21 protein-coding genes are annotated in these 25888 nt (G+C 35.1%); 6 read left to right on the top strand and 15 right to left on the bottom strand.

All coding sequences use genetic code 11. The annotated features are described in order from the left end of the window. Window positions 1-267: 267 nt before the first annotated feature. From PQ459_10840 to PQ459_10820, 5 genes are all read right to left on the bottom strand, one after another. Window positions 268-1371, bottom strand: coding sequence for a hypothetical protein (locus PQ459_10840; GenBank protein WDF45393.1), 1104 nt, complete (start codon window positions 1369-1371; stop codon window positions 268-270). 45 nt (window positions 1372-1416) lie between these two features. Beyond that, entirely contained in the window at window positions 1417-2130 is a 714-nt protein-coding gene (locus PQ459_10835; protein ID WDF45392.1) for a hypothetical protein, read from the bottom strand. A gap of 3 nt (window positions 2131-2133) precedes the next feature. Further along, entirely contained in the window at window positions 2134-2385 is a 252-nt protein-coding gene (locus tag PQ459_10830) for a DUF3853 family protein (protein WDF45391.1), read from the bottom strand. Window positions 2386-2865: 480 nt separating this feature from the next. After that, window positions 2866-3720, bottom strand: coding sequence for an RteC domain-containing protein (locus PQ459_10825; GenBank protein ID WDF45390.1), 855 nt, complete (start codon window positions 3718-3720; stop codon window positions 2866-2868). A 39-nt stretch (window positions 3721-3759) separates the two neighbouring features. Then, complete coding sequence (locus tag PQ459_10820; GenBank protein WDF45389.1) at window positions 3760-5460, bottom strand: helix-turn-helix domain-containing protein; 1701 nt, start codon at window positions 5458-5460, stop codon at window positions 3760-3762. A gap of 270 nt (window positions 5461-5730) precedes the next feature. Between PQ459_10820 and PQ459_10815 the strand changes: the two genes are divergently transcribed. The 4 genes from PQ459_10815 to PQ459_10800 are packed head-to-tail and all read left to right on the top strand — an operon-like array spanning window position 5731 to window position 8018. After that, window positions 5731-5979, top strand: coding sequence for a hypothetical protein (locus PQ459_10815; GenBank protein ID WDF45388.1), 249 nt, complete (start codon window positions 5731-5733; stop codon window positions 5977-5979). A 40-nt stretch (window positions 5980-6019) separates the two neighbouring features. After that, window positions 6020-6184, top strand: a complete 165-nt coding sequence (locus PQ459_10810) for a hypothetical protein (protein ID WDF45387.1) — start codon at window positions 6020-6022, stop codon at window positions 6182-6184. 11 nt (window positions 6185-6195) lie between these two features. Next, complete coding sequence (locus PQ459_10805; GenBank protein ID WDF45386.1) at window positions 6196-7701, top strand: tellurium resistance protein TerC; 1506 nt, start codon at window positions 6196-6198, stop codon at window positions 7699-7701. A gap of 35 nt (window positions 7702-7736) precedes the next feature. After that, the gene (locus PQ459_10800) at window positions 7737-8018 is read left to right on the top strand and encodes a DUF6520 family protein (protein ID WDF45385.1); all 282 of its coding nucleotides are present in this window, start codon (window positions 7737-7739) and stop codon (window positions 8016-8018) included. A gap of 20 nt (window positions 8019-8038) precedes the next feature. On the opposite strand, the gene PQ459_10795 is transcribed toward PQ459_10800, so the two are convergent. From PQ459_10795 to PQ459_10785, 3 genes are read right to left on the bottom strand one after another with little or no spacing between them, the layout of a single operon-like run. Then, window positions 8039-10543 carry a prolyl oligopeptidase family serine peptidase gene (locus PQ459_10795; protein ID WDF45384.1) on the bottom strand — a complete coding sequence of 835 codons (2505 nt, stop codon included), beginning with the start codon at window positions 10541-10543 and terminating at the stop codon, window positions 8039-8041. Between the two features lie 11 nt (window positions 10544-10554). Next, window positions 10555-11940: a RagB/SusD family nutrient uptake outer membrane protein gene (locus PQ459_10790; protein WDF45383.1), complete on the bottom strand. Its 1386-nt coding sequence runs from the start codon at window positions 11938-11940 to the stop codon at window positions 10555-10557. A 43-nt stretch (window positions 11941-11983) separates the two neighbouring features. Further along, the gene (locus PQ459_10785) at window positions 11984-15004 is read right to left on the bottom strand and encodes a SusC/RagA family TonB-linked outer membrane protein (GenBank protein WDF45382.1); all 3021 of its coding nucleotides are present in this window, start codon (window positions 15002-15004) and stop codon (window positions 11984-11986) included. 658 nt (window positions 15005-15662) lie between these two features. Between PQ459_10785 and PQ459_10780 the strand changes: the two genes are divergently transcribed. After that, window positions 15663-15992 (top strand): hypothetical protein, encoded by a 330-nt coding sequence (locus PQ459_10780; protein WDF45381.1) that lies wholly within the window; start codon window positions 15663-15665, stop codon window positions 15990-15992. Window positions 15993-16148: 156 nt separating this feature from the next. On the opposite strand, the gene PQ459_10775 is transcribed toward PQ459_10780, so the two are convergent. Genes PQ459_10775 through PQ459_10760 form a run of 4 tightly spaced genes read right to left on the bottom strand, consistent with a single transcriptional unit; the run spans window position 16149 to window position 21545 of the window. Then, entirely contained in the window at window positions 16149-16991 is an 843-nt protein-coding gene (locus PQ459_10775; protein WDF45380.1) for a hypothetical protein, read from the bottom strand. Further along, a complete protein-coding gene (locus tag PQ459_10770) occupies window positions 16988-18586 on the bottom strand; it encodes an AAA family ATPase (GenBank protein ID WDF45379.1) in 1599 nt (532 codons plus the stop codon). The genes PQ459_10775 and PQ459_10770 overlap by 4 nt, the downstream gene beginning before the upstream one ends. Then, on the bottom strand, window positions 18583-20127 hold the full coding sequence (locus PQ459_10765; protein WDF45378.1) for a restriction endonuclease subunit S: 1545 nt from the start codon (window positions 20125-20127) through the stop codon (window positions 18583-18585). Before PQ459_10765 ends, PQ459_10770 begins: the two co-directional genes overlap by 4 nt. Then, a complete protein-coding gene (locus tag PQ459_10760; protein ID WDF45377.1) occupies window positions 20124-21545 on the bottom strand; it encodes an N-6 DNA methylase in 1422 nt (473 codons plus the stop codon). Before PQ459_10760 ends, PQ459_10765 begins: the two co-directional genes overlap by 4 nt. Before the next feature lie 191 nt (window positions 21546-21736). Between PQ459_10760 and PQ459_10755 the strand changes: the two genes are divergently transcribed. Beyond that, complete coding sequence (locus PQ459_10755) at window positions 21737-22879, top strand: DUF3800 domain-containing protein (GenBank protein WDF45376.1); 1143 nt, start codon at window positions 21737-21739, stop codon at window positions 22877-22879. A 223-nt stretch (window positions 22880-23102) separates the two neighbouring features. Here PQ459_10755 and PQ459_10750 read toward each other — a convergent pair whose 3' ends face one another. The 3 genes from PQ459_10750 to PQ459_10740 all read right to left on the bottom strand — a co-directional run bounded on the left by PQ459_10750 (window position 23103) and on the right by PQ459_10740 (window position 25874). Beyond that, a complete protein-coding gene (locus PQ459_10750) occupies window positions 23103-24410 on the bottom strand; it encodes a PIN domain-containing protein (GenBank protein ID WDF45375.1) in 1308 nt (435 codons plus the stop codon). A gap of 118 nt (window positions 24411-24528) precedes the next feature. After that, on the bottom strand, window positions 24529-25158 hold the full coding sequence (locus tag PQ459_10745) for a ribonuclease H family protein (GenBank protein ID WDF45374.1): 630 nt from the start codon (window positions 25156-25158) through the stop codon (window positions 24529-24531). Further along, complete coding sequence (locus PQ459_10740; protein ID WDF45373.1) at window positions 25155-25874, bottom strand: nucleotide-binding protein; 720 nt, start codon at window positions 25872-25874, stop codon at window positions 25155-25157. Before PQ459_10740 ends, PQ459_10745 begins: the two co-directional genes overlap by 4 nt. Window positions 25875-25888: the final 14 nt, after the last annotated feature.

The following is a 25888-nucleotide window of genomic DNA, read 5'->3' as shown; positions in this document are numbered from 1 at the left end:
ATTCCGAAAGATCAATGAGTGCAAATCCGAAAAACAACCTTTATAAGAATGAGCGCAATTCCGAATTAAATTTTTGCGTTTCAATTGTTTATCCGGTTTATCCACAATGTCCTATACTTATTCACTCTCTAAATAATTTGAAATGAGCGCAATTCCGAAAACCAAACTCAACAAATCATAATTTTAAGATAATCTTAACTTCAGCGAGTGCAATTCCGACTTTCGAATGAGTGCCATTCCGAAATATGGATGAGCGCAATTCCGAATTCATATAATAACAGGATATCCGTTCGGCAGCAATGTTCCCGTTCTGGTATTCCTGTATAATCTGATAATGATCTCCTGGATCTCAATCAAAAATGCTTTCCCCTGAAATGAAGTTGACTTTATGCCCTTTGATCTGTTGGATCTGATGAATTCCCTGAAAGCTTTTTCTATAACTTCGCGCGTCTGCGCAATATTTTTGTACTGATAGGTAAACTGAGCCATGTCAATCTCCTGCAGGCCATATCTTTTCCTGAAATATCTTAATCTCCTGGTGATGGTGATCTCAGGTTGACCTGTATTTTTAGCAGAAAGATCAACGTCTGTGCTGATTTTGGTATGATAAGGAAAGATGAAGATCGAATCTCCTTTGTACCTGTAATTAAATGACAAATTATTGTATTGGTGCAAGCTCAACCTTGCCGGCTTCAGAAATTTGAAACAGAAATCATTGGCGGTCTTATAATTCAGTCCGAATTTTTTATTCAGCGTGGATAGCTTTACAGCAGTTCCATTAGCGGGCAGCTTTGAGAGCCAGATGGCGAAAATGATGTGTTTGTTGTTTCGGATATTATAAACCAGATTATACAGCACATAATTGTACTCCGGAATGACCATCAGTTTCTTTAGCCAATAACTGCTTATCAAAAAGCTGGTATAACCCCTGTGCTCATAACTGGGCGTTGAGATAAGTCCGCCGAAAGTCTTAATTTCTTTTCCTTTTGAATTTACGGACTTGTACCAGCTCATCTTAAACTTTGCAAGAAATTCATAGGCATCAACAACCTGTTTACTGGAACCGCTGGGAGAGATCTTGTTATTTCTTATCTTCATCGAAGCAAATATGTTATTCTCAGTCTCAAATTCTTCATCGAACAATGAAAGCTGTTTCGGTCGGTCTTCAGGACGGAACTGTTCGCTGCCTATGATGGAGATGATATTGAAGATCACCCTCAAAGCGTTGATCGGGATATCAGCAGCTTCGTGATCCTCAAAAATGAAATCGTCTACAAAATGATTCCCCAACCTGATCCTTTCGGGATTGTTTTCGGTCTTATCTTCAAACTCTTTGCGGATCAGCCGCAGATCCTTTTCCTGAAATGCCATAAATTTTAATTTTGAACTGCTTCTCTCTAAGTAATAAGCATATTGCTATTTACCAAAGTTGGACTTTGGCCTTTTAATGTCTGGAATGGTTTGTATTGATAGTTGATCATCGTGAGCAGCATTTTTTAAAAAAGGGAGGGTACTTTTCAATGAAGATTTCCAATTGGTGATGAGCCTGTCAGAATTGTTTTTCCACCCGCTATCTTTCCAACTGTGATATTTATCTTTGATCAGTTCATCTAAATCAGATTGATAAGCTGCTAATGTCCGAGCATACGCCAAGAACTCTTCTAACTCAGGAATATTACTGTTTTCATTTGCAGATGGAATGGACGGAGCATTGATTTTTTGATCTATATTGCTGGAAGGGATTTTAACCCCTGTATTTAGTACATCCAGATTCAGATCATCTTTAGGTTCTTTAAAAGATGGTGTTATTTGGATTTCACAACTTTTGATTTTTTCGGGTGCTGAAGCTTCTAAAGGATAACTCAATATCAATCTGTATGAACAGGAAACGCCATTTTTAGTCTGAAACCTGATCAATCCTAAATCACGAAGTTTTTCTTTTGTTGTCTTTACAGTTGGTCTCGTCAATCCAAGTTCTTTGCTCAAAACAACATCAGAAACTTTAAAATCATAGCCATCACTAGCCTTTGCTGTTTTTAGTAAGTACAGGTACATTGCAATAGCGGTCGAACCTGGCTTTACCTTTTCGTTAAATATCCAAAACCTTTCAATGAGTTCAAGGTAATACATTCACTATTTTTTACCGAAAAGCTGTAACGCCTTTTCTTTATCAATGATGATGATATTTCCGTTTTGGATGATGGCCTTATTCAATATTCCGGAGGACTTCACTTCTGAAGCTTTCGAAACAGAACACCCAAGAATCTTTGCCAGACCTTTTAAGCCATATTCATATTTTTTCTCTGAATTGACTCTCTTTGAAATCTCTAAAAATTCCGCGACGGTCAACTGAGATATCGGGGTTTGAGGATCTATATTTTTCATTTGCCATTATTTTTATGAACTGAATAAAAAAAATTGGTAATTATTAATTCATCCAATTATAATTCGATCCACAAAATTTCAAAAATGACCAAAATATCTTTCGGTAGTTTTTCGGTACTACCGAAAGAATTTGTTGTAAGCATAATGAATGAAGAGATTTTAAATCAAAGTCAGAAAGTAATTTCATTCTATCCTCTTAATCCTGATAAAAAACAATGTAAAACTGCTATAAACGACCGTAGATATTACTTATGGTCTCATAATTAAAGGAATTTCTTGTTTATCATTGTACTATTCCGCTTAACTTACTTTTTTGAAATATCAATTGAATCTAAAATAATCCAACTGCAGGTTAAATGCATCTATTGGACATAGTAACTGCGTGAATAACAAATAATCAGTAAACATTTCGGTAGTTTAACGGTACTACCGAAGAACTATAAAGCCTGCAATAAACCAGTAAATAGCTTACAGCAATTTTCAAATATCAAGATCATTCAGATATTGATCTAAATTATGCTGAAGCAATGATAAAAATTTAGTCCTCTCTGTTTTTCTTAAGCGTATCTCACTTAGTGTCTTGTGGTAATTCCCCAGATTGATGTTGAGTGAACTCTCGGCCCATCGGAAAATTTCGGCTAGATCTGAATGACCTCCGTTAAAGCATTTTGTTTGATGCAGGGCGTAAAGCAATTCAACAAGAGCGACTTTTGGCGCAGTCCACTCAAGATTCTTACTATTTTCAAAAGAATTTTCTCTACTTTCTTTAGAATCAATTTTATCTGTCAGATACTGATCCAGAAGATCATTTGCCATAATTTGAGATACAATATGGTCGTGGGACGTTGAAAATTCCTCATCATAGCTGTACAGTTCCGGACTCAGTTTTAACTTGAAGTCAAATTTAAAACGCACGAAATATTTTTTGTCGAGATACGATGATTTACGACGGTAGTAGCTGATAAAGTCTCTTTGCTCATTATAGAAATATAAAAGATGAGCCCTCTCATTTTCATAGTATGATCTTAAAGCTTCCGGATCTGCATAGGGTTTTGAAGCCTCTATGGATAACACTTTGGAGTAATAGATATAAATAGATACAAATTTTGGTTTAGTATTCTTAAAGAAATAGATCTCTTCACTCCAGTCTGGAAAATTATACTGTGGCAATATATCTTTCAGTTGCCTTATAGAAGAGTCAGTTTCCATCAGTATCTCTTCAGCCCGCATCACGATTTCATTATTACTTCTGTTGATCTGATCTATTGCTGTTGTAAGATCTTTCCAAAGCAGATCAATTTTTTTTCGAAAATTTTGTCCGTTCATACGTTTCATTTTTTTATTCACGTAAAAATCGGGTTAAAAAATAAAAAATTAGATCTTCTTTAGTTCCTCCTGTCGCTTCCTTATAAAATCGTTCGGCTTGATTCCGTTGATTTCCAAAAAATGTGCTGTAAAGAGCTGCCTGTTTGCCATCCCGCATTTCTTTGCAAGTGCCTCGATCTTATAACTGAGATATTTGTGATCCTCCAACAGTAAATTGGTAATATATCTTATCCTTAAAGCTTTAAGATAGGTTGGAAATGTTACATCAAAGTGTACATTGAGTACGTACGATAAATGAGTACGGTTGCTACCTATCATCTTGGCTACAATCGGAAGCGTTAAATTAGGCTTTAAGAAATCTTTTCTGTCCTCGAAAATCTTAAGGTCTGCCTTGATCTGATTAATAAGTTCTAGGCTATACAAGCTGGTTTCACCTGTGGCAACAGATGACAACACGTCAAAGCTGGATATGTCTTTTTGGGCATTGAACTTTTCTAACAGTTCCTGATACCTGGCGGTCAGTTTCTGTTCTCTTTTCCTAAATCTCCAGATTAAAAAACTCACAATCGAAACTCCGGCACTAATGGAAATGTACCAAATGATCTGATGGTCTCTCACCAGCTTTCTTCTCTCATCCAATAAAGTTTCAGTATCATACTCTTGGTAAATCTTTGAGGAGAGCATTGCAAAGTCCACATTAATGATAGAGTCCGCCTTTAAAAGCTGATTGGTATAATAAAGCTGGTCTTTTGAATTTTTTCTTTGTTTCGAATCGTTGATGAGGTATTCATAATTTGATCTGATCTCAGGCGTGACAAACCAAAATTTATTGACAAGGGAATCGACTTTTTTAAAATAGTTTAATGATTCAGTTTTATTGCCTTTTGCCCAGTAGAGTTTTCCCAGATAAAAATACACGGTCGTCAATGATGCATAATCCTGATTACGGATCAATATATTGCGTGACAGTTTTAAGTGCTCTAATGCGCCGTCCGGATTTCCTTTTCGAAGCAGCTGAATTCCCTTTCCTTTCTGAAAATAACCAAGTTCCGCAGAAAGTTCGCTGACATTGTGAAGCCTGTTCAGGCCTATAGTAATGAGAGAGTCTTCTTTATTATAGAATTTCAGATTTTTATAACAGGTACTCAAGCGGTAAATACTATTGAAGTAGCCTGATTCATTGTTCAGCCTTATGTTTCTGTCATCGCTCTCTTTTGCATTTATTTCAAAAAAATCAGCTGCCTGCTCAAAATGGCCGGCTGCTTCTTTATAGTAACCCAGGTAACTTTTAACCATTCCCAGATGATAGATAACTTTATTCTTCAGGTAATCATCCTCTGAATTTTTTGAATATTTGAATGCTTTCAGATATTCATCCAAGGCGGGCTTATACTGTCTGCGGTTGTAATAATAAACGATCCCCTTTCCCAGATATGCTCTTGAAATCTGATCGGGATCATTGGATTTCAGAGCTGTAACAATTGTACTGTCTGCGTATGATAATTTCCTTGCGGATTTCTTGGTGTAATAGATGGCTTCTTCATAACCGCGTATCAGTTTTTTATAATTACGGTCTTTTTTTGCTTTCTCGATGTAAAGATTGACAAATACCATTGCCCTTTCATCATTTTCAGTATATCCCTCAAACAGCGCCGAGATTTCTTTATAAGATCTTTGCTGTTCCCGCCCATACAAGACGGAGAAAAACAAATTAAAGATGAGCAGTAAAATCCTATTATGATAATGCATTATGATAAGATATACCCAAATTTAGTGAAAAACTGATAGTTAAACACGTGTTTTAACTCCAGTGTCAGCAATCCTAAATTAACGGCTGATTAACAATGTTTTAGATTTGAATTTAGAAGTAAAATGGATACATTTTTACATAGAAAAGGATCCATTCTTCCATCTATTCCTTTTTTCAAACCTCGAACTCTTCTAATTTCGACATCAGAATTCTAATCAAAACCGGCCGGGATCACTTTTTTAAACCATTACAAATTATTACAAATCATTATGAAAAAGTATATCTCACTTATATGTATTACGGCTGTATTCGGCTTACAGTCCTGCGAAAGAAACGAATCTGTCTCTAATGTTTCGGAACAGATCCAGGAAAGAAATGAAGTTCAAAGCATCAAAGAATCTGCGAGGGTCCAGAACGCCCTGACTGAAAAAGAAAGTTATGAAAATAAGGAAACGGGCGACGATGACGAACCGAAGAGGGATAAGCAGCATTGGAGGATTGTCAGAGATACAGTTTAGTAATTATTAGAATTTCTGTACAACAAATAAGATTTCCAAAATGGAAAACCAAAAAGTAGTATTAAACACAGGGAAGAAGTGTACTGTAAGCGGAGAATGGGAAATTGAAGGTCGGATCAGTACAGTTGTATATGTCTCAAAAGGCGAAGCAATGCCCGGATATTGTGGAAAGAGCGTCAAATGGATTTTAGTCAGAAAAGGATAAATACTAAAGTTATGAAAACCATCAGAACAAGATTCGTAGAATTCACAAGCTATTTCTTTATATTGCTGTTCTGTTACGCCAGCATCAGCAAGATAATGGATTTTGAAAATTTTCAGGTTCAGATCGCACAGTCCCCTATTTTCAGTTCAGTTGCAGGATTTATTTCTTATGGTGTGCTGATTACAGAATTGTTGGTTTGTATTCTGCTTATTTTCGAAAGAACCAGGTTCATCGGATTGTACTCTTCTTTTTTCCTTATGGTCTCATTTACAATCTACATTTATGTCATTCTCAACTACAGTGACAATGTCCCTTGCTCCTGCGGTGGAATATTGGAAAAAATGGGATGGAGGACCCATCTTATTTTTAACATTGCAACCGTCATCCTTTCATCGTCCGCGATCCTATTGAATACAGATCATAGAAGCAGAAAAATAATTACTTCTGCTTTGTTACAACTCGCCCTATCTGTTCTTAGCACCGCAATGATCATCATACTATACCATCGCTCCGATTATATGGTAAAGAAAGAAAATCATTTTATCAGAAAATTCCTTCAACATCCTATTACGGAAGAGAAGCGGTACGATCTTGCGGTCAATTCATATTATTTTGCGGGCTCAACAAAAGACTCTGTCTATCTCGGTAATTATACCACTCCTTTCTCACTGATATCTTTAGATAATGGACTAAAAGAAATGAATGAAAAAAAGATCATTCCGGATCGCTTTGATTTCAGCTTCAAAAGGGCTATGATACAGATCAATGCACCATATTATTATCTATATGACGGAACCGTTCCTGTAATATATAAAGGTTTGCTGGGAAATGATAAGGTACGTACTTACAGTAAATCGCAAGCCTACTTCAGTCAGCTGATAAATTGGGATCAGGATTCCTTTGTTTTCAGCACCTACTATGCGCCTTTAAAAAAACAGTCGTTAGGCATTTTGTCTCCTGAAGAAAATAATCATCTTAAACTAAAACCAGATCTATTACAGAAATCTAAAGATGGTGTTTTTGATACAGACGGACTGATGCATTTTGATAGTGAAAACCAAAGTCTGGTATATGTACATTACTATAAAAATCAGTTTTTGGTTCTGGATAAAGACCTGAATGTAAAAGGTGATTTTAAAACCATTGATACCATAAGCCAGCCACAAATTGATGTTGCTGAGTTAAGCGATGGGAGAAGAAAGATGAATAAGCCTCCACTTAAGGTAAATGTCACATCTACCGTTAAATATGGTTTGTTACTTAACCAATCCAATTTAATGGGCAGATATGAAAACAGCAAGAATTGGGAAAATAATGCGGTAATCGATGTCTATTCCATTGCTGAGCAAAATTACATAGGCAGCTTTTACCTTTCAAAACCAAAAGAAATTAAAAAAATACAATTGGAAATCGTAGGAGATTATCTTTTTGTATTAGTCGGAAATGAAATCATCAGGTATCGTTTTGCGCAGAACCTCACCAGGCATTTCATTAAAGGGGAAAGCCGAAAACCCTGACCAAGAGTAGGCACCAATAACAAATTTCAACCATTATGAAAAATTTTAGAAAAATCGCATTGCCCGTAGCAATCCTATTGATGGGAGCCGGAAGTGCGTATGCTACAACAGCATTCAAATCATCAAACGCAGTAGACCAGCTAGGTTACCGTTTTGATCCTTCGGCACCTGTCGGAGAAAGATGTGTGATCACTGAAAAAATGTGTTCTACTACAGAAGGAGATGTCTGTACCTACAGCGATGCAACCGGAACACATAATTTGTCCCAGAACATCGACGGTACTTCTTGTGGAAATCAGTTGTTTGAGATCCAGTAATTTTTAAAACTTGAAGGATGCTAATTAGCATCCTTCATTTGTTTATCGATCCACGGAATATTTCTTTTATCCTTTAGGAAGTATTCGTACCAATCCAGCATTCTTAATGTAAGATCTTTCTTTGCTACGTACGACCCTAAAGAATGGCCTTCACCTGTATAAAATAACGCAACAACAGTCTTCCTGTATTTCCTTAATGCACTAAAAAATGTTCTCGTTTCTTCCTGATCCACATTTTTATCATCAGTCCCTGTCCATAAAAGCACTGGTGCATTTACTTTCGATGCGTGATATAAAGGATTGTTATCAAAATATTTCTGGTTGTTACTTTCAAAACTATCCCGCATCCTGATTTGTCCATCTTCAATTCGGTAGTAATCCGGAGCGTTGAAGTTATAATTGAAGGCGTAAGATGAATGAATAATATCTGATCTTGACGCTCCTGAAATAAATGCTGCAAAACGATTGCTGTGTGTGGCGATGAAATTGGTCTCGTAGCCACCAAATGACTGCCCCATCAGTGCAATTTTTTTCATATTGACCTGCTCCAATTTTGCAAGTTCATCCAAAGCATTGTTTATACACTCCAAAGCTGAAAGTCCTGCTCCCTTATTGTCATAATTAATATCTGGGATCAGAACCATATATCCAGATTCTAACAATAGCCGGGCATTAAAACCTCGTGTGTTCTTAAACGTCGGCACTAAATATTTATCGGTAAACTCCTGTTGTTTTTCATAGATCCACAATACGACAGGATATTTTTTTTGAGGGTCAAAATCTGCAGGAAGAAAAAGACTCGCCTGAAGATCCTCATTATTGACACCTTTATAATACAGCTGCCTTTTAGTAATTGTTTTGGTTCCAAGATCCTGAACATTAAAAGCATAGACAGCTCTGGAAGCTGACGATCCACTTTTTGCCATTACCACAGTCGGCTTATTGTAATTCTCTTCAGTCCATATAAAATTTTCACCTTCTTTAGCTACCTGAAGATGTTTGATACGATCTGTGGTCTCCGGGATAATGACAAACTTCTTTCCTTGATTCAACATATAATACGTTGACCGCAGATCATTATTTTGATGTGCAGCGATCAGCAGATGATGATCATCTATATATTGATACCTTCTGTTAATACCTGCTTCCGTAGACTGTCGAACTTTGTTCAGAATCTCAATGCTATCTGCTTTGAACGACATTAACTTTTTCTTCTGAAGGTCATTTGTATTCTGCTCCCATAATTCACCTTTTGAACACCATAAAATTGTTCCAGACAAACTAAAGCAGGGAACCGCTGTGGCGGGCATTTTCAGTATTTTTTCCGTCATTGTTCTGGTCTCCAAAAGTTTCCAGTTAGCCTTTACATATCTAAGAATAAAATTACCTTTCTTATCAAAATACATCACGTCTCCATCTTTCTCAAGAACGGTATCTGTTCCCGTTGCTGAATTCCACAAATGCATCTCACTGTGATCAACTTTATGATCCTCTTCATTTACATCTACCAATTCTTTATTCACCTTCTTTCGGAGAAACATATTTGATCTGCCAATGCCTGTGTATCCTTTGTAACCGGAATTCAATTTGACGACCTTGTGCTCCTCAGGATACCATAAAAGATCAACGCTCGGTCGTTCTCCATAAAAGTGAATGCTTAGGTCTTTTTCTTTACCATACCAAATACTTACAGTCTTGTTATCAATTGGGAGTGTTTTGCCGAGCGTCAAATATACCGCATTGGCATCAGAAGACTTCTTAACTGCTATCTGGTCATAACTCCCAATTGAGGGGTCGTTCAGCTCTAAGATATTTAGATTTGATGTAGCATAGAAAGTTTTTAATCCTGATGTTCCTGAAACTGAAACGATATAGCCCCCCTTAACCTTATCTGATTTTACTACTTTATAAATATCTTCTTCTGATGACCATATGATTTGGTTTGAAAAACCGTCAGAGCTAACCTTTAATAACGTTTTCTTCTTTTCCTCATTTTTAAAAACAATCAATTCTCCTCCCGTTTTCTGCCATCGTGATACCGACTTAATCTTCTGCTTTATCAAGAATCTGTTATCAAAAATTTCTAACGTGTTATTTTGACTATCGTCATAATGTACCAGCAAAAGATTTTCATCTTCAATAAAATCAATGGCACTGACATTTGGAATCTCGGATTCCGTCAGGGTTTTGAGATTAATTTTTTGAAGCACATTTCCAGCCAATAAAACCAAAATATCATTGCTCAAAAAGAAATATTTGGCTCCGCTCAATCTACGCAATTTTCTGAATGACCTTTTTGTTTCAGAAATAGTTAAGATTACTTTAGAATCTTCATTCATTTCAGAAAGGACTACGAATTTTCCATCCGGAGACATTTGAGCGAAGAATGGCTCAACAATATCCTTCGCTAATTTTTCAAGCTCAGGTCTCGGTGTTTGTGCATACAATGCAAACTGATACCTTATCACGAACATCCCAAACAACATCATTAAGATGTAAATGATTTTACATAAAAAACTATTCATAAGAGTATTCATTAGTAACCTGTATTCTGTGGATTAAGCTTCGGATTCAGAAGCAGTTCTTTTTGAGGCAGCGGCCAGTTTAAATGAAAACTTTTCCAATTTGGTTTTACAGTAACCAGCTGATCCAGCAGTCCCCATCGCTTCAGATCAAAAAAACGGATGCCGTGTTCTGTAAAAAACTCTCTCCTTTTTTCTTCACGCATCTGGATCTTGACGTCATTTGGAGATAATGTAATGCTCAATGCAGTAAGCCCTGCACGCTGTCTTGATCTGTTGATCAGCGGGATCGCTTCTGAAGCCCTGTTCAGTTCAGTGAGGATTTCTGCCTGCATCAGATAGACCTCATCCAGGCGGTAAATGATTGAATATTCTGTAGGATTATTAACAGCTTGGTTCTTATATTTTGCAGAACGGTAATTCGTCTGCTGTCCGAAAGGGACTGCTGCCATATAGTTCTGACGGCGCAGGTCGGTTGTAGAAAATGAACTGACCAGATCAGGTCTTAGTACAAATGATGTCGGAGCTCCTGTAAAAGTGTACAGTGAAGCTTCTTTTGTGGCATCATTGTTATTCTTCGGCTTAAGCTGCCAGATAATATGAGACCCACTTTTCTGAAAGACCTTTGTCATATCCGTCTGATAAACATAAGCAGAGTTCTGCATAATGGTGAAACAAAGAACATCTGCTTCCTCCCATTTTTTCAGCAACATCTTCATTTTTGCAAGTGCCATATATCCTGCATACTTATTAGGATAAATCCTTTCTGTATTCTTGTAAGCTGAAGGCAATAGATTGACTGTCTCAGAGAGGTCAGTCTCGATCTTGGTAAGAAATTCATCTTTGGGCATTCTTCCAAGGGTACTGTTCACAACATAATCTGTTGTATCGGTATAAGGTATTTCATCAAAGATCTGATACAACTGCATATAAAGCAATGATCTGACAAAAAGCGCTTCCCCCCTGATTCTGTCCTTCACCGCACCGGAAAGCGTTTTTGAATTCTTCGCCCCTTCAATAATGCTGTTGGCAGCATAGATCTGCTGATAGGCATAGGTCCAGAATGAAGTAACGGCAGTATTGGTCGGGATCTGCTGGTTGTTGAACAGATCGAGTGCCCCATTGGAAGAACTGGTGTAGACACAGTTCAGGTCATCGGCGTAGGTTCCCAGCAATGCACCCATCCCGTCGATGCCTCCTGAAAACATAGAATTTGTCCATAGTCCGGAATACAAACCTGCCAAAGCAGCATCCGCAGTCTGCTCATCCTCAAACACCAGTTGTGTAGGAATCTGATTGGATGGAAAATCTGTTTCTATGAATTTTTCACAGGACATATTGAATAATAAAACAGCAGTTAAAAGAGCTGTTACTATCTTATATTTTATTTTTGTTGTCATAATTTTAATTTAGGTTGTTATCTGACCGCTCAAAAAACTGTCATTAAAATGTTATCTGAAAACCCACCGAATACGTTTTCAGCGGTGGCAAAAATCCATTGAGGACGAACTCAGGGTCTAATCCAAAATACTTGGTGATCGTCAACAGATTCTGTCCCTGCACATAGATCATTGCCTCTTTTATCCCAAACTCCCGCACAGGAATCCTGTAATTGATCTGTACATTTTTCAACCGGATAAACGAGGCATCCCCAATCGCTGCGGTAGAATTCTGAAAGAACGAATGTGCAGACGTTTTTGCCGCAACACTCCCTGAACTGTAAGGCATATAAGTTCCCGAAGGATTGGAAGCAGACCAGACATCTAAAACCTCAACAGGCTGGTTGTTCATAGAACCCGGAATGACCATCTGCTTGTTATAGTTCCAGTTTCTCTGCTTTACAAAATACCACAGGAACGATGCTGACCAGGGACCATAACTTACATTATTTGACCACCCTCCAAAGAACCGCATTCCAATTCTTTCGATCACTTTATTGTCATCAGGTGACGATATTTTTCCGTCACCATTAAAATCCTTGAACTGGTAAAGCCCGGTCTGTGGATTGATGCCTTCATACTGATAGACCTTTACCAAAGATGTGGGATAACCGATCACATACTGATTGGCATAGGTAGAGCCTTCAAGATTCGGAAATTCCAGAAGTTTGCTGTTGGGAATCGATAGGTTAAAGGAGGTATCATACCTAAACTTAGAGTTTCTCAACACCTGAACAGACGTTTCAAACTCCCAGCCTGTATTCTGAACCTTTGCAGGCAGGTTGGACTGAATACTCGGAAAACCCGTCGTTGCAGGCAGTGGGATTCCCACCAACTGATTCGATGAGGTATTCTCATAATAGGCAGCCGACAGATTCCAGCGGTTTTTGAACAATGAAAATTCCGCCGCCACTTCTTTCTTCAAAGTCTTCTCCCAACTAAAGTTCGGATTATACAATCTTGAAGGATTTAGCCCTGTGGTATTATTATAAATATTGGTTGAGACGGTGTAAGTATCCAGATACTGGTAATCCCCTATCCTGTCGTTTCCTGAAGTCCCGATGCTTCCCCTGATCTTGGCAAGGCTCAGCCAGGATATATTTTTAATCCACGGTTCTTCCGAGACCAGCCACGCAGCACCCACCGCTCCAAAATTCCCAAAACGGTTACTCGGTCCGAAACGGCTGGAACCATCTCTTCTCCCTGTCACATTCACAATATATCTTTTCAGATATTTATAGTTCAATCTTGCAAAAACAGCCGTATAGTTATACTGGTTGTTGACCTGATCGCCGATCACTTTTGTCTTAGCAGCCGCAATATTTCTTATGAGCGCATTGCTTTCAAAACCATAGCCCTGTATTGTTCCGGATTTAGTTTCCGACTGCTGCAAGGTCGCACCGATCAGCATTTCAACACTGTGGTCATTCCAACTGTAATCCCCGACAATCTGCGGTTCAAGGATGTAGGAAAAACTTGAACTGTTGTTTTTCGAAGAATTAGAGCTCGAACTATCAAGCCCGAATGAAGGATTGTACATCGTATGCGGTTTCAGGGAATATTCCTCAAAATTGTTAAAGGTCATTCCTCCGCTAAATTTCAAAGAAACAAACGGAAACAGCTGATAAGACAACTGCGTCCCTGTATTGATAAAACTTGATGTATTCAAATATTCACTTACAAATGATGCAACAGGATTGGTAAACGTATTGTTCTCCCAGTTCAGAGACCCATCAGCATTATACAGTTCCGGAGCATTAGGGCTCAAAGTCAAACTTCTCTTGGTCAGATCATCATTCACCACATTATTATCCTGAAAAGAAACGGTATTGGTCAGATTGACCTCCAGTTTTCGGTCAGGACTCCGATAACTAAAATTCCCTGTCAAATTATTGGTCTTATACTGAAATCCTGCCGGATAGACCGTAGATTGTTCCTGATGTCCGTAACTGATGAGATAAGAAGTATTATCAGAACCACCGCTTAATGATAATCGAACCACAGAAGCATCAGCATTATTACCGATCAGGTCCCTCTGCCAGTCTGTATACCGTTCCTGACTCCAGGTATTCAGATCATATGCAATTGCAGGAATAGCAGTGATCCCATCATTCTGAAAAGCCTGTCTCCGCATTCCCAAATACTCCGGTGTATTCATCATCTTTAGACGATTGGCAACAGTACTAATGGAATAGGAAGTATTGAGCTTCAGCTCAGACCTTCCTTTCCTACCCTTCTTCGTGGTCACGATAATGACCCCATTAGCTCCACGACTCCCATAAATTGCGGTCGCATCAGCATCTTTCAATACCTCAAAACTCTCAACATCATTGGGATTGATCGCATTCAGCGGGCTTATCGATCCATACGGAAGGATCGTCGCACTATAAGCAGAAGGCGATTCAGAAAGGATAGGCACACCATCAATAATGTACAAAGGTTCATTCCCTTCACGACGGATGCTGTTCTTCCCTCTGATCTGAATATCAAAACCACCTCCCGGCGTTCCTGAATTCTGAGTGATCGAAACCCCGCTCATTCTACCCTGTGCTGAAGCAAGAACGTTGGTGACAGGCTGATTCTCAATATCCTTTGCTGAAACCCGAGAAATACTTCCTGTTCTCTCCTTATCCCGAACCTTATAATACCCTGCATTAAGAACCACCTCCTCTATTGCTTTCTCATTTTCATTCTTTTTCCCATTCCCATTCTCATTACCCAATGATACATCAAAAGATACTCTGTCTCCTAAAGAAACTTTTCGGTCAGGATAATCAGGATGCTTAAAGACAAGGACAGGATTATTACCCGATACCTGAACCCTATAAATACCTGAACTATTAGTAGTAGCAACCGTATCACTACCCTCCTGAAGTACACTTACCCCTGAAATAGGTTTATTATTAGTATTATCTGTAACAGTGCCTGTAATAACACGCATCTGCCCTATTGCTACGCCGGAGGCGAGCAAGGTGAAGCCAAAAGCCAATTGGATATGACTTAGGCTGCAAAAGTTTTTTTTCATACTTTTGAATAGATTTAATTCGTTAAATTTTAGGCTCTCTTCTGCACTGCGTAAATTCCACAATACTCATAGTGCTAAGAGGGCTTTCTTGTTTCTATGGCTAGTTTCTTCTATCTTATACTATCTGTTTCTTAAAAATTCAGTTTTATTTTTAGCATAGACATAGTTTACTGCGATGATGCTTGGAAGGAGGACTCAGTAAGGATATCAAAGCCTACTACCCCAGCACATTTTAAAAAATTAATATTAATGAAATTTGTGTCCCGCGTAAGCTTTAAAGCCGCAATGAGTTGTACACCCCATTGTATCGTACAGTCTGATACTATATTTTAGAAAGCAGCTTAGGGTTTAGAGAGTGTCGGACAACATTGGAAATAAAACGGCGTAGAACTCTACATTATCCGCATCAGAGGTACTGCCATACCCATAGCAACAGATAAGAGAGCCCACGCCTAAGTCGTGAGCCTTCTACTTATCCTCTCGTTGCTATTTGAAAATTGGCAGTTTTCTGATACGAGATTCTAAGCGAATAGCTTCTAATATTTTTTGAAGTTTCGCAAAATTACACTTAAGTAACTTGTAATACAAAGATAAGAAAAACTTATTCGGTATACAAAACTATACCAAATTATTTTTCATTATGTGCTTAATTGCATTTATGATTAAGGAAAGTGAAAAAATTGTAATTATAAAAACCGCAATTACTTTGCGTAAAATTCTTAGTATCAATAAGATTTCGTCAGCGAAGGCTGATAGTAGTGTAGATATTGTCAATAGTTATGATAAAATATCTGCTAACTCTAACTCAGAATTGACCAAAGCCACAGTAAATAGTGCTTTTAGCGGAAAGAAAAGGTCAACGATGGCAACTATCGTTCTTATTGTTGAATCAATGGGTTATACAATGACTGATTTTGCTGAAATTTATGATAAACTTTCAGAAAAGCATGTTACTAAATTCAGAGAAGAAATACTTAAAATTAGTTAGTATGTAACTGAGGGGATTTTAAAATTATGATATATTATTCTGACTTAAAATAACTTGTAATATTATAGTTAATCCTAATTATTGCTGTGACAATTAATTATATCTTTAGACTTTACTTATTCATTTTGCGAGATCGTTATACTTCTTAATAAACCGTCATCTTCTTTCAGTTAAAATTGATAATCCATTTTCTTCACAACATGCAATCGCTACAGCAGATAAAGGTTCAGTTCTATGCATAATTCGTCTTATTTCATTTTTTAAAAATTTCACCCTCCCAATATCAGTAACTGAGGGACTACCTTTAATAGTTGAAATCTTTCTAATTTCGTCAATCATTCTTTGACAAAAATCCCAAGTTCTTTCTCTTAGTTCTTCTAAAGGTGTATGATCGAGATGATACAATCTTATTGAAGTCAGGACACGAATTTTATCATTTTCACCCATTATAGCTGCGGAATTCGGTATGGCTTTGCCTCTTGAGTCAAATGTTAATAAATAAGGGTCATCCTCGTCGCAAGGATCCAAAAGCATTATTTCTTCATCTTTGCACCTTCCTTTAATCTTTGCTACTGCACTATTTTCAAATAGCGGAAAATAATGCCATTTGCCTCCGGTGTTCTTTTCAGGATTAAATTTGTCCTTTCTCAATTCATTACTATACTGGCTACTAAATCTATAATTTTCATAATCATAGCAAAGCCACCAATAACCCTCCTCATTTGCTCTAAAGATGCCATCAACATTCTTTGCTTTTCCTTTTGGCCGGAAATGATCAATATCCCTATCGGACATTACATCTAGAGCTTCTGAATACCAACATTTTCCATTGGACAAATTGTGCAAGGGTACAAATAGATCTCTCCAAATTTGATTTTTATCTATAATATCTTCACGAGCTTCTTCGGACTCAACTGCAATTAATTGTTCGTGTAGATTTTTGGCCTTATCCAACCAACCTGTTGGAAGCTCGATTTTCTTCAGGTCAATATACCTCATAGTCTTTTTTCTTCATCCATAATCTGTTTAATTAACTCTGCCATTGTTTCATTTTGAAGTGTTCTCTCCTCAAAATTTGAAGGCGCTTTTTTTAAATCAGGATTTTTATAGACAGCTTTGATGAATTTATCATATAAAGGATCTCTTTGAACTTTATCAAAACCTAATCTGGATAAGTTAGTACTCAAATTTTGAAGTTCTGTACTCTCAGCCTCGTTTAACTTACCCTCCCTTCTTAATAGTTCCAATTCCCTTTTACGGTGCAAATCTAGATAAGTGTCCTCGTCCATTGCCGCTGGTAAATTAAAAAGCTCACTAGTTAGAATTCCGGCAACTCCTAATCCTTTAGGATCAAAATCAGGCTCAAAGGTTTCAACTTTTTGATATTCTTTTCCCTCCTCATCATTTTTTTTAACAGATTGAAACACTCTTATTTCTTCTTTAGTTAATCCTCCTATGACTAATGGATCATGTGTAGTTAAAAGAATTTGTGATTGATCATTTTCATCCACAACGTCCTCTAATAAATTCATATACTTCCACTTCCATAAGGGATTTAAGTGTGTATCTGGCTCATCAAGCAAAAAAAGAGACTCATTTTCTTTAGTGAACCTAATTAATCCAAGAACTGTCAATAATTGTTGTTCACCTTCAGATAGCTCCTTAAAAGTAATTGTACCATCTATGTTTTTCTTTTTAACTTTTATACGCACTTCCTCTATAAGGTCAGAAACGTATGTACTTTCTAAAATTTTAAAAAATAAGGAGTGGTTACTATACTTGTCAGCAAGCTTTTGTAATTTATCTTCATTAGAAACAAATAGATGCATTTGTTGCTGACTAGATTTTTTAACAAAATCAACTCTAATTGACTCTGTTGTAATAATAGGAGCCATAGAAATTTCCCAAAGTTCTTTTAAAAAATTTCTCACCAGCCCCTTTGCACCCCAAAAATCTTTAGGATCTTTATTTCTTTTCCAATTGGGTTCTTTGAATACAAAAAGAACAGATTCCAACCCAATTATATCTAAATATTCATTTAAAAAATTTTGAATTTTTAAATCACTGAAGGAGAAAAAGGCCATTAAGACAAAATGACTATGAATATGCCTTGCATAAAATAATTTTCTAATTGGATGATCAATACCATTTAGTAAATCATCTCTAAACCTAACTTGATGCCTATCAAAATGTTCAAGTAATCTATTACTAACACCAGAGTAATATGAAAAGACATGTTTTGGTAGATAATTATCCTTATTCTTTTTAAGCAAAGTTTTTGATAGGGGCTTATTTGAATATTTTATAGAATTACTATCATTGATACCCAAAAATAACTGATACTTTCCCTTTACTTTTGGTCCTCCAATTGCTTTTATAAAATTACCACTACATTTATATTGGATTTCGTAATTAAAAGAAGTTTCATTCTCATGATCTAAATCTCTGAAAATTAAAACAATTGCTTCAATAAAATTAGATTTACCTGCAGCATTTTGCCCTAACAAAACCGTATGCAATTTTGTTTCATTAATATCAATAAAAAAATCGTGCAGATTTTTAAAATTGTCTATGTAAACTTTATCTATTTTCATTGTAGTTCCAAATACCCTTTTTCAGTACTTTCCTTAATTGCTTTCTGGTTTTCAATTTGATGTTTAAGTTCAGCATAGAACTTATCGATGTCATCTGGAAATTTTGACATTTTCCAAAGATCTTCAGCGTGTAATCTTCCGTGCTTCTTCAATAAATCTACTAGTTCCATAAGTGTTGTATTGCTGTCGTATTTTATTTTTCTTATTAAATTATTTGTAGTAACAGCCTTTTCTGTTTTTAAATAATCAGTTTCTTCTTCTAGTAATTCTGATAAAACTACTTCTAATAAATGTTTCGAACCTATTTCACATTCACGTATTGCATTTTCTAATTCTAAACAGAGCATATTTAATTTAGTAACTTTCTTAACTATAATTTTTTGCTCTTCTATTGGAGGAACACCAATAATAATTTCTAAAATAGTCTTTCTATCAATACCTGGAATTACTCCATTTGCTTTATGCTTTATAATATAAATATTTGCATCAAGAATATGTTTCACAAATTCTTGAGAACAAATCACCCCTCTTATTGCCATTAATTGCCGTGCAATATGAGCTTTTTCTACGTTCATCCATCCCATCTTACCTACTCCTGAACCTTTACACGTAATTAGTAAGTCACCTTGATAAGCAAAAGATTTTGGAGTATTAGTCCATCTATTGATTATTAACTTTTCCTTTTCTAAATTACTTGCACCTGTGATATAAGGTATCCCTGAACTTTCAAAATCGGAGTATTGGTTGGCCTTCAAGTCCTGCCCAGACTTTAAATTTATAATTTCACCTAATCTGGTGTATACCCAGCTTTTTGGAATATCAAAAGTTATTTCTTCTTTTTTTATTAAGGGTAGCGGTTTTTCTTTTTTAATTTTCCCATCCTCAATTAGTTTTTTCTTCTCAGCTTGAATATCCACTAGCAGTTGATTTGCTGAATTGGAAGAGAGATTTTGTTGACGCCAGTCTTCAGTCAATTTACCTCGAATTGATTCTTGAAGAATTGATTCTTGAAGCTTAAATAATAAATTTTTATTCTCATTAATTAAACTATTTAATTTTTGTATCTCTTGATTAGTTTTAAATATCTGATTAATAATAAGCAATTGGTCTTCCATAGATGGTAAGTCAATTTCTAAATTTAAAAATTGATTTGCCTTTAATTCACTTTTTATACCACTCCCTGATTGTGATATTAAAATATTCTTAAATATATTGCTTTTTAAAAACCATTTAAGGTATTCTATGTTTATTAATTCTTTATTGTAAATATAAGAAGAATAGTGTATGGTCGCAATTGCATCTTCTTCAAGTTCGTAAACGGTAATAGATCCTTTCTCCGCATTAATCCCTGACATTAGTAAATCGCCTTTTTTAACCAGAATCATGTTTGTTCGGGTATGCCTATGATCAGTTAAATGAATTTTCCCGAAGAAATCAATCTTGTTTACACGTCTTAATCCTAAGCTATTTGCTTCTCCAGGTTTAAAACGATCCTTTCTTTCAGTAAGAAATGAATTTATTTTAATTCTCTTCTTTTTCATAAAAGTTCTTTCTGAATTTTTTTTATCAACTTGTTTGAATGATTAAGATTATAAATAATTTTTTCTATTATTTGACTTGAAGAGAGAGATTTCTTATCATCTGCAATGGACGTTCTTTTAATGTCCAGATTAAAATTATTTTCTTTTATTTCGGCAAGGGTAATCTTCCATGCAAATTGATTCTCTTCACGTTTATTCCACCATATTTTAATTGAATCGAAATCGGTAATAGATATTGGTCTACTTTTATTAAAATTTTTAACTCCGTCGGGATATTGCATTTCATAGTACCATATATCCTTCGTAGTTTTACCTTTTTGAAAAAATAATAAGTTTGTTTTTATGGATGTATAGGGGTTAAACACTCCATTAGGAAGTCGTATAATTGTATGTAGATTACATTGTGACAGCAGTTCTTCTTTTATACGTTTTTTTACTCCTTCTCCAGATAAAGAACTATCAGGTAAAACAACGGCTGCCCTACCATCTTTTTGCAAAATTTTTATAATTAATGCTAAGAATAAATCTGCAGTCTCTTTGGTTCGAAAATCTTCTGGGAAATTTTTTTCGGTTCCATCCTCTTCCTGACCACCGAATGGTGGATTAGACAAAACAATATCAACTTGATTTTTAGGCCCCCAATTATTATACGGAATCGACAATAGATTACCTCTTATAATTGCAGGCTTCTCAATACTATGAAGGATTAAATTAGTTGTACAAAGCAAATGTGGCAAAGGTTTTTTTTCAACTCCCCGGATAGATTCTTGAATTTTTAATGATTCTCTATCAAAATTATTTCTTAAAGACAGATAATCTAAGCTACAAGTTAAGAATCCTCCAGTACCGCAGGCAGGATCCAAAATACTTTCTCCTACTTTAGGATCTACCATTTCTACCATAAATTGAGTCACTGCTCTTGGTGTGTAAAACTCTCCTGATGATCCTGCACTTTGTAATTCCTTCAAGATGGATTCATATATTTCATTGAATATATGTCTTTCTTTGCTTTTTTCTGAAAAGTCAATTTTATTGATTTCATTTATAACTTGTCTGAAAAGATTTCCACTTTTCATATAATTATATGTATCATTAAAAACTGATTTTATTATTACAGATTGATCCGTGTCTGTTGGATGTATTTCTTTAAGTATAGGGAATAGTTCGCTATTTATAAACTCTATCAATGCCTCACCTGTAAGACCATCTTCATTTGCGGCCCATTTTTGCCACTTAAGTTTTTCCGGAATAGGACTTTTATAATCCTTTCTTGAAATTTTCCATTCTTCTTCCTTATCCGCAAAAATTTTCATAAAAAGCATCCATACCATTTGAGAAATACGTTGCGCATCACCATCTAATCCTTCATCTTTTCGCATTATATTTCTAATGGATCTTATTACATTACCAATACTCATTTTCACAATATTTTATCTTAATTTTCGCATAAGCGATAACTACAAATATACAACCTTTAAGACGTCTATTAATCTACTGTCAATTAAAAATTAGTACTTATTTTAACTATTAGCTCTATTGAACTTATACTTAATAAATTAAAACTTTGACTTTTTTATAATATTCGTATATTTAAAATTCAAGAAAAAAAATGAAACAAGTTATAGCATTTGCTGATGAATTTGGAAACAATTCATTCAAATTCTCATCGGAAAGTACACATTTTATTGCAGCAGCAATTATTGTAAATATTGAGGATTTAGATGAATTCTATAGTGGTGTTGAAAAAATAAGGGCAAAATATTTTCAAACAGGAGAAATAAAATCATCTAAGATTAAAGACAATCATACGAGAAGAAAAATTATACTCACTGAAATTGTTAAGCTAAAATTTAATATCTATTCCGTTGTAGTGGACAAAACCAAATTGTATGGTGAAGGTTTTAAATTTAAAAAATCATTTTACAAATATTTGAATGGCATTCTCTATAAAGAGCTTTACAAATCTTTCCCGCAACTTGAACTTAAAGTTGACGAACACGGTGGTAATGAATTTATGCTGGAATTTAAAGAATATGTAAAGCAAAATCACATTCGAACCCTATTCGAAGGATCTGACTTTTTTGTCAGTGAAAGTAAGGAAGAACTTGGTGTACAAGTGGCAGATTTGATGGCGGGAACTTTAGGATATATTTATGATGAACACAAAAAAAGTTCATTTTCTGATAGCTTCATGGAAATTATTTCTGATAAGATCATCAGCATCAACCATTTCCCCAAATTATATAAAACTAATGAATACACTGAGTTTTCTACCGATGAGTTCTATAATCAGGCTATTAGTGATCTTAGTTTAAGAAGTATTTTCGATTATCTTGATACAACGTCATCTGATACACAACTTATACAAGATTCCATCAATTTCTTAAAGGTTCTGGTAAGATATCATGAATCCAATCACTACAAAAACTACACTACCGCTCAAGAATTCATCGAACATCTAAATGTTAATAGAGAATCAAAGTTGAGCAAAGAACAGTTTGTAAATATGGTGGGTAGTTTAAGAGATAAGGGTATTCTGATTGCCAGCAGTCGTGAAGGATACAAAATACCAACCAGTAATCAGGAAATAAAAAAATATGTTCAACACGGGAACTCAATCGTTATACCTCTTTTAAGAAGAATTAATGTCTGCCGAGAGGCAATACTTCTTGCCACTAATAAGTCTCTAGATATCTTAGATGAGCCTGAGTTTGAAACCTTGAAAGATATTATCACAGGATTGTCAAAATAGTTCTTGCTGTATCATAATCATTTTTCAAAATGCAATGGAATTGTGCAAAAGGCTCGAACTGCAGTTGTTGAGAGATTAAATACCAAGCAATCAAAGATTAACAATAATCCCTTATATCAATTTATAATTTCAATAACATTAGTCTTAAAGTTAGTTATTACGGATGTTTCTTAATATTCATGCTCCTTTGATAAAGACTAAAACTTAAATAAGTTATTACTAATTAGGATGAATAAAATTCATTTGCTTTCCAAGTTTCAAACCTTAAAGATTCAGTGATTTTATTTCCTAATGCTGCGGTAAAAAATTCAGATTGTTTATAAATATCCAGTTCGGGAAATACTTCTTTTGCTCGCTTTATATTTTCAAATTTCATAGAACCTAAACCATTATCAGTAAAGTTTCCATTTTGAACTCCACAAACTAAGACTTCTAATGTTTTAGTCCAATCTTCGATATCTATGAAATCATCTTCATCATAAGGGACTCGAATATTATCATCTTTAAATTCTAAACTAGAAATTGTAAAATTGCTATCAAGTCCATCTTCATATGAAAATTCTATCGTGCAATCTTCTAAAAGGGTTTGTCTTGCATATGCACTGACGTATTTTAAATTGTAATATCTGTCGTCTTCCTTATCATAAAAAGCATTGCTGTAATCTGGAATTGAATATTTAACAATGACATCAATTTCTAACGATAAATCGTATGTGGCAACAAAATCCTTCGTGCCCAAAATATCACTTTCAACAAGACTACAATCTAAAGTATAAACATTTATGATTTCTTCATCTTCGGTACCATCAGAATCAAATCCCAAATTCTTGAATTCTGTCAAGATCCGTTCTTTAATTTTTAACCAATTAGTATCTAAAACTGTATCTGCAAATTTTACCTGGTCTTTAAGTTCTTCATCTTTTCTTATTATACTATCAATAAATGGACTAAGTTCTTTTAAATGGAACAAAGTTGGAAACTCCCCTAATAACTTCTTTTTATGCACTTCGACATAATTCTTCCAATCTTCATCGTTGGAAAGCAAATATGCTGACTTATCTGTTTTATCTCGCCATATCCGGATTGCCTCGAGAACAAATGCATCAGGAAATTCCTTCTTTTTTTTATCGCTAAAGGGAGGCAAAACTTCTGCATACATGCTATAAACGTGTAAAGCATTTACTTCACGACTGCTAATAATTTGTACATTCCACGATTGTAAAAAGTTTTGAAAAGACGATAAAACTTCTTCTAATACTTTCTCTTCGTTATACTTATCAAGTATTTTTTTGAAAACTGGTATTGGCTTCAAATATTTTCCATCTCCCGTTTCAAGTTTTTTCCAAGCTAAAGGCAGTAATTCTCTAATTTTTTTTGACACTTCAGCTATTGTAATGTCTGTTAGAAATAGAGCTGCAGAACCGTTATCAATTAAATCACGAAGTTTCCTCAATTCAATTTTATTAAAATCAAATATATTCTGTACAAAGTACGAGGTATCAATGATAATATTTCTTGTTTGGATTTCCATATGATATTAAAATTTTAAAAATATTCATTTATTAAATTATGAAATACCTTTTCGTTAACTCCATAATATTTCTGGTAAAAAAATAAGAAATGAAATTATAATTGATTTCTTCATAGAATCATTTCCTTCCAAAATCAGCGGGATTTTCACCCCAAATAGCTGTTTCCCATTTCAATATAGGTGTAGCGACTTCATTATTTAATAACCAAGTTTCTGCTCGGCTAATAATTTGTAGTATTTGCAAATTACCCTCGTTAACTTCAATCTTTGTCTTTGCTTTTTTATTTTTGATCCACTCAATTGCAGTATTGCTATCTGAATATATGCCTTTTATCACTTGGTTATTTTTACATATTGTTAATGCATGTACTATCGCTAAAAATTCAGCAATATTATTGGTTCCACTTGTGAATGGCCCCGCTTTAAAAACTTTCTGTAGATCAGGAAAAGAAACACCCTGATATTCCATTATACCAGTTTTACCACTACAAGAACCATCTACACAAATGGTATCTTTTATTGGTTTTTCATCCTCTTCCAAATCGTTAAAAGACACTTTGTAATTCTTTAGACCAATATATTTTTTGCTATCTGAATTAAAGGCTTCTACAGCTGCATCATATGTGGAAAATGATTTATATTCCGCATTTTCAAATCCAGATATCTGTAGCTTACATTCATCCCAAGAAGAATAAATTCCGGGACTTCTACCAATCCAAACAGTATAAAATTTATTCTTGGTTTTCATGATAGTATTTTAGTAAGTTTTTTGTGGTCAATGTCCACTCCTAAACCTTCTAAACGATCACAGAGTTTGCCGAATACTTCTTTAATATGGTTATCGTACTGCAAATATATAATGCCATCTAGGTCACTTGGTCGTTCAATGTTTCCTTTTACAAGAATAATTGTATGTTCTCTCCCTAGCTTTGATAAAAGCATACCCATTTCTAATATTACATTTTGCCTTGCTCGACCACGAATACTTCCCTCACCATCTTTTACAGAATAACCCATATCATCTGGAGTTAATAAAACTATTCCGACATTAGCTTCTCCATCTCTACTAAGATGTTTTTCTAGAGCTTCGATGATAGTAAGTCCCTTACCGCTAGTTTTACCTAATATAAATGGATCATTAATGTTGATTTTTGAAAGTAATAATTCTAATTGATCGCGACTGTGCAAATCATGACCATATACAACAAAGATGTTTGACTTTTTCTCTTCCAATTTTTGTTCTGAAATAAAATTCCAATTTTCTGCATCTTTAACAACATTGAAAATTTTATTCTTGGAAGGCTCTTTGCCTTGACAAAGAAGAGTTCCGGTATCATACCAAACTAAAACTCCTCCTTCTTTTGTCCTAAATTTATTTTGACCTGCTCCTTCTTGCCATTCTCCTTCAATTCCATTTTCACTTAATTTACTTGTTAAATCCTCTATTTTACCGTGGAATTTCATGTATTATTTTTTTA

Origin of the sequence: Chryseobacterium sp. KACC 21268 (assembly GCA_028736075.1) — a bacterium.
Taxonomy (GTDB): Bacteria; Bacteroidota; Bacteroidia; order Flavobacteriales; family Weeksellaceae; genus Epilithonimonas.
This window is presented reverse-complemented; position numbering and strand designations above follow the sequence as displayed.

What these genes read in the sequence shown, in the direction of transcription:
- PQ459_10840 (WDF45393.1), bottom strand. Translation starts at nt 1,371, where the DNA reads ATGGCATTTCAGGAAAAGGATCTGCGGCTGATCCGCAAAGAGTTTGAA.
- PQ459_10835 (WDF45392.1), bottom strand. Translation starts at nt 2,130, where the DNA reads ATGTATTACCTTGAACTCATTGAAAGGTTTTGGATATTTAACGAAAAG.
- PQ459_10830 (WDF45391.1), bottom strand. Translation starts at nt 2,385, where the DNA reads ATGAAAAATATAGATCCTCAAACCCCGATATCTCAGTTGACCGTCGCG.
- PQ459_10825 (WDF45390.1), bottom strand. Translation starts at nt 3,720, where the DNA reads ATGAAACGTATGAACGGACAAAATTTTCGAAAAAAAATTGATCTGCTT.
- PQ459_10820 (WDF45389.1), bottom strand. Translation starts at nt 5,460, where the DNA reads ATGCATTATCATAATAGGATTTTACTGCTCATCTTTAATTTGTTTTTC.
- PQ459_10815 (WDF45388.1), top strand. Translation starts at nt 5,731, where the DNA reads ATGAAAAAGTATATCTCACTTATATGTATTACGGCTGTATTCGGCTTA.
- PQ459_10810 (WDF45387.1), top strand. Translation starts at nt 6,020, where the DNA reads ATGGAAAACCAAAAAGTAGTATTAAACACAGGGAAGAAGTGTACTGTA.
- PQ459_10805 (WDF45386.1), top strand. Translation starts at nt 6,196, where the DNA reads ATGAAAACCATCAGAACAAGATTCGTAGAATTCACAAGCTATTTCTTT.
- PQ459_10800 (WDF45385.1), top strand. Translation starts at nt 7,737, where the DNA reads ATGAAAAATTTTAGAAAAATCGCATTGCCCGTAGCAATCCTATTGATG.
- PQ459_10795 (WDF45384.1), bottom strand. Translation starts at nt 10,543, where the DNA reads ATGAATAGTTTTTTATGTAAAATCATTTACATCTTAATGATGTTGTTT.
- PQ459_10790 (WDF45383.1), bottom strand. Translation starts at nt 11,940, where the DNA reads ATGACAACAAAAATAAAATATAAGATAGTAACAGCTCTTTTAACTGCT.
- PQ459_10785 (WDF45382.1), bottom strand. Translation starts at nt 15,004, where the DNA reads ATGAAAAAAAACTTTTGCAGCCTAAGTCATATCCAATTGGCTTTTGGC.
- PQ459_10780 (WDF45381.1), top strand. Translation starts at nt 15,663, where the DNA reads ATGATTAAGGAAAGTGAAAAAATTGTAATTATAAAAACCGCAATTACT.
- PQ459_10775 (WDF45380.1), bottom strand. Translation starts at nt 16,991, where the DNA reads ATGAGGTATATTGACCTGAAGAAAATCGAGCTTCCAACAGGTTGGTTG.
- PQ459_10770 (WDF45379.1), bottom strand. Translation starts at nt 18,586, where the DNA reads ATGAAAATAGATAAAGTTTACATAGACAATTTTAAAAATCTGCACGAT.
- PQ459_10765 (WDF45378.1), bottom strand. Translation starts at nt 20,127, where the DNA reads ATGAAAAAGAAGAGAATTAAAATAAATTCATTTCTTACTGAAAGAAAG.
- PQ459_10760 (WDF45377.1), bottom strand. Translation starts at nt 21,545, where the DNA reads ATGAGTATTGGTAATGTAATAAGATCCATTAGAAATATAATGCGAAAA.
- PQ459_10755 (WDF45376.1), top strand. Translation starts at nt 21,737, where the DNA reads ATGAAACAAGTTATAGCATTTGCTGATGAATTTGGAAACAATTCATTC.
- PQ459_10750 (WDF45375.1), bottom strand. Translation starts at nt 24,410, where the DNA reads ATGGAAATCCAAACAAGAAATATTATCATTGATACCTCGTACTTTGTA.
- PQ459_10745 (WDF45374.1), bottom strand. Translation starts at nt 25,158, where the DNA reads ATGAAAACCAAGAATAAATTTTATACTGTTTGGATTGGTAGAAGTCCC.
- PQ459_10740 (WDF45373.1), bottom strand. Translation starts at nt 25,874, where the DNA reads ATGAAATTCCACGGTAAAATAGAGGATTTAACAAGTAAATTAAGTGAA.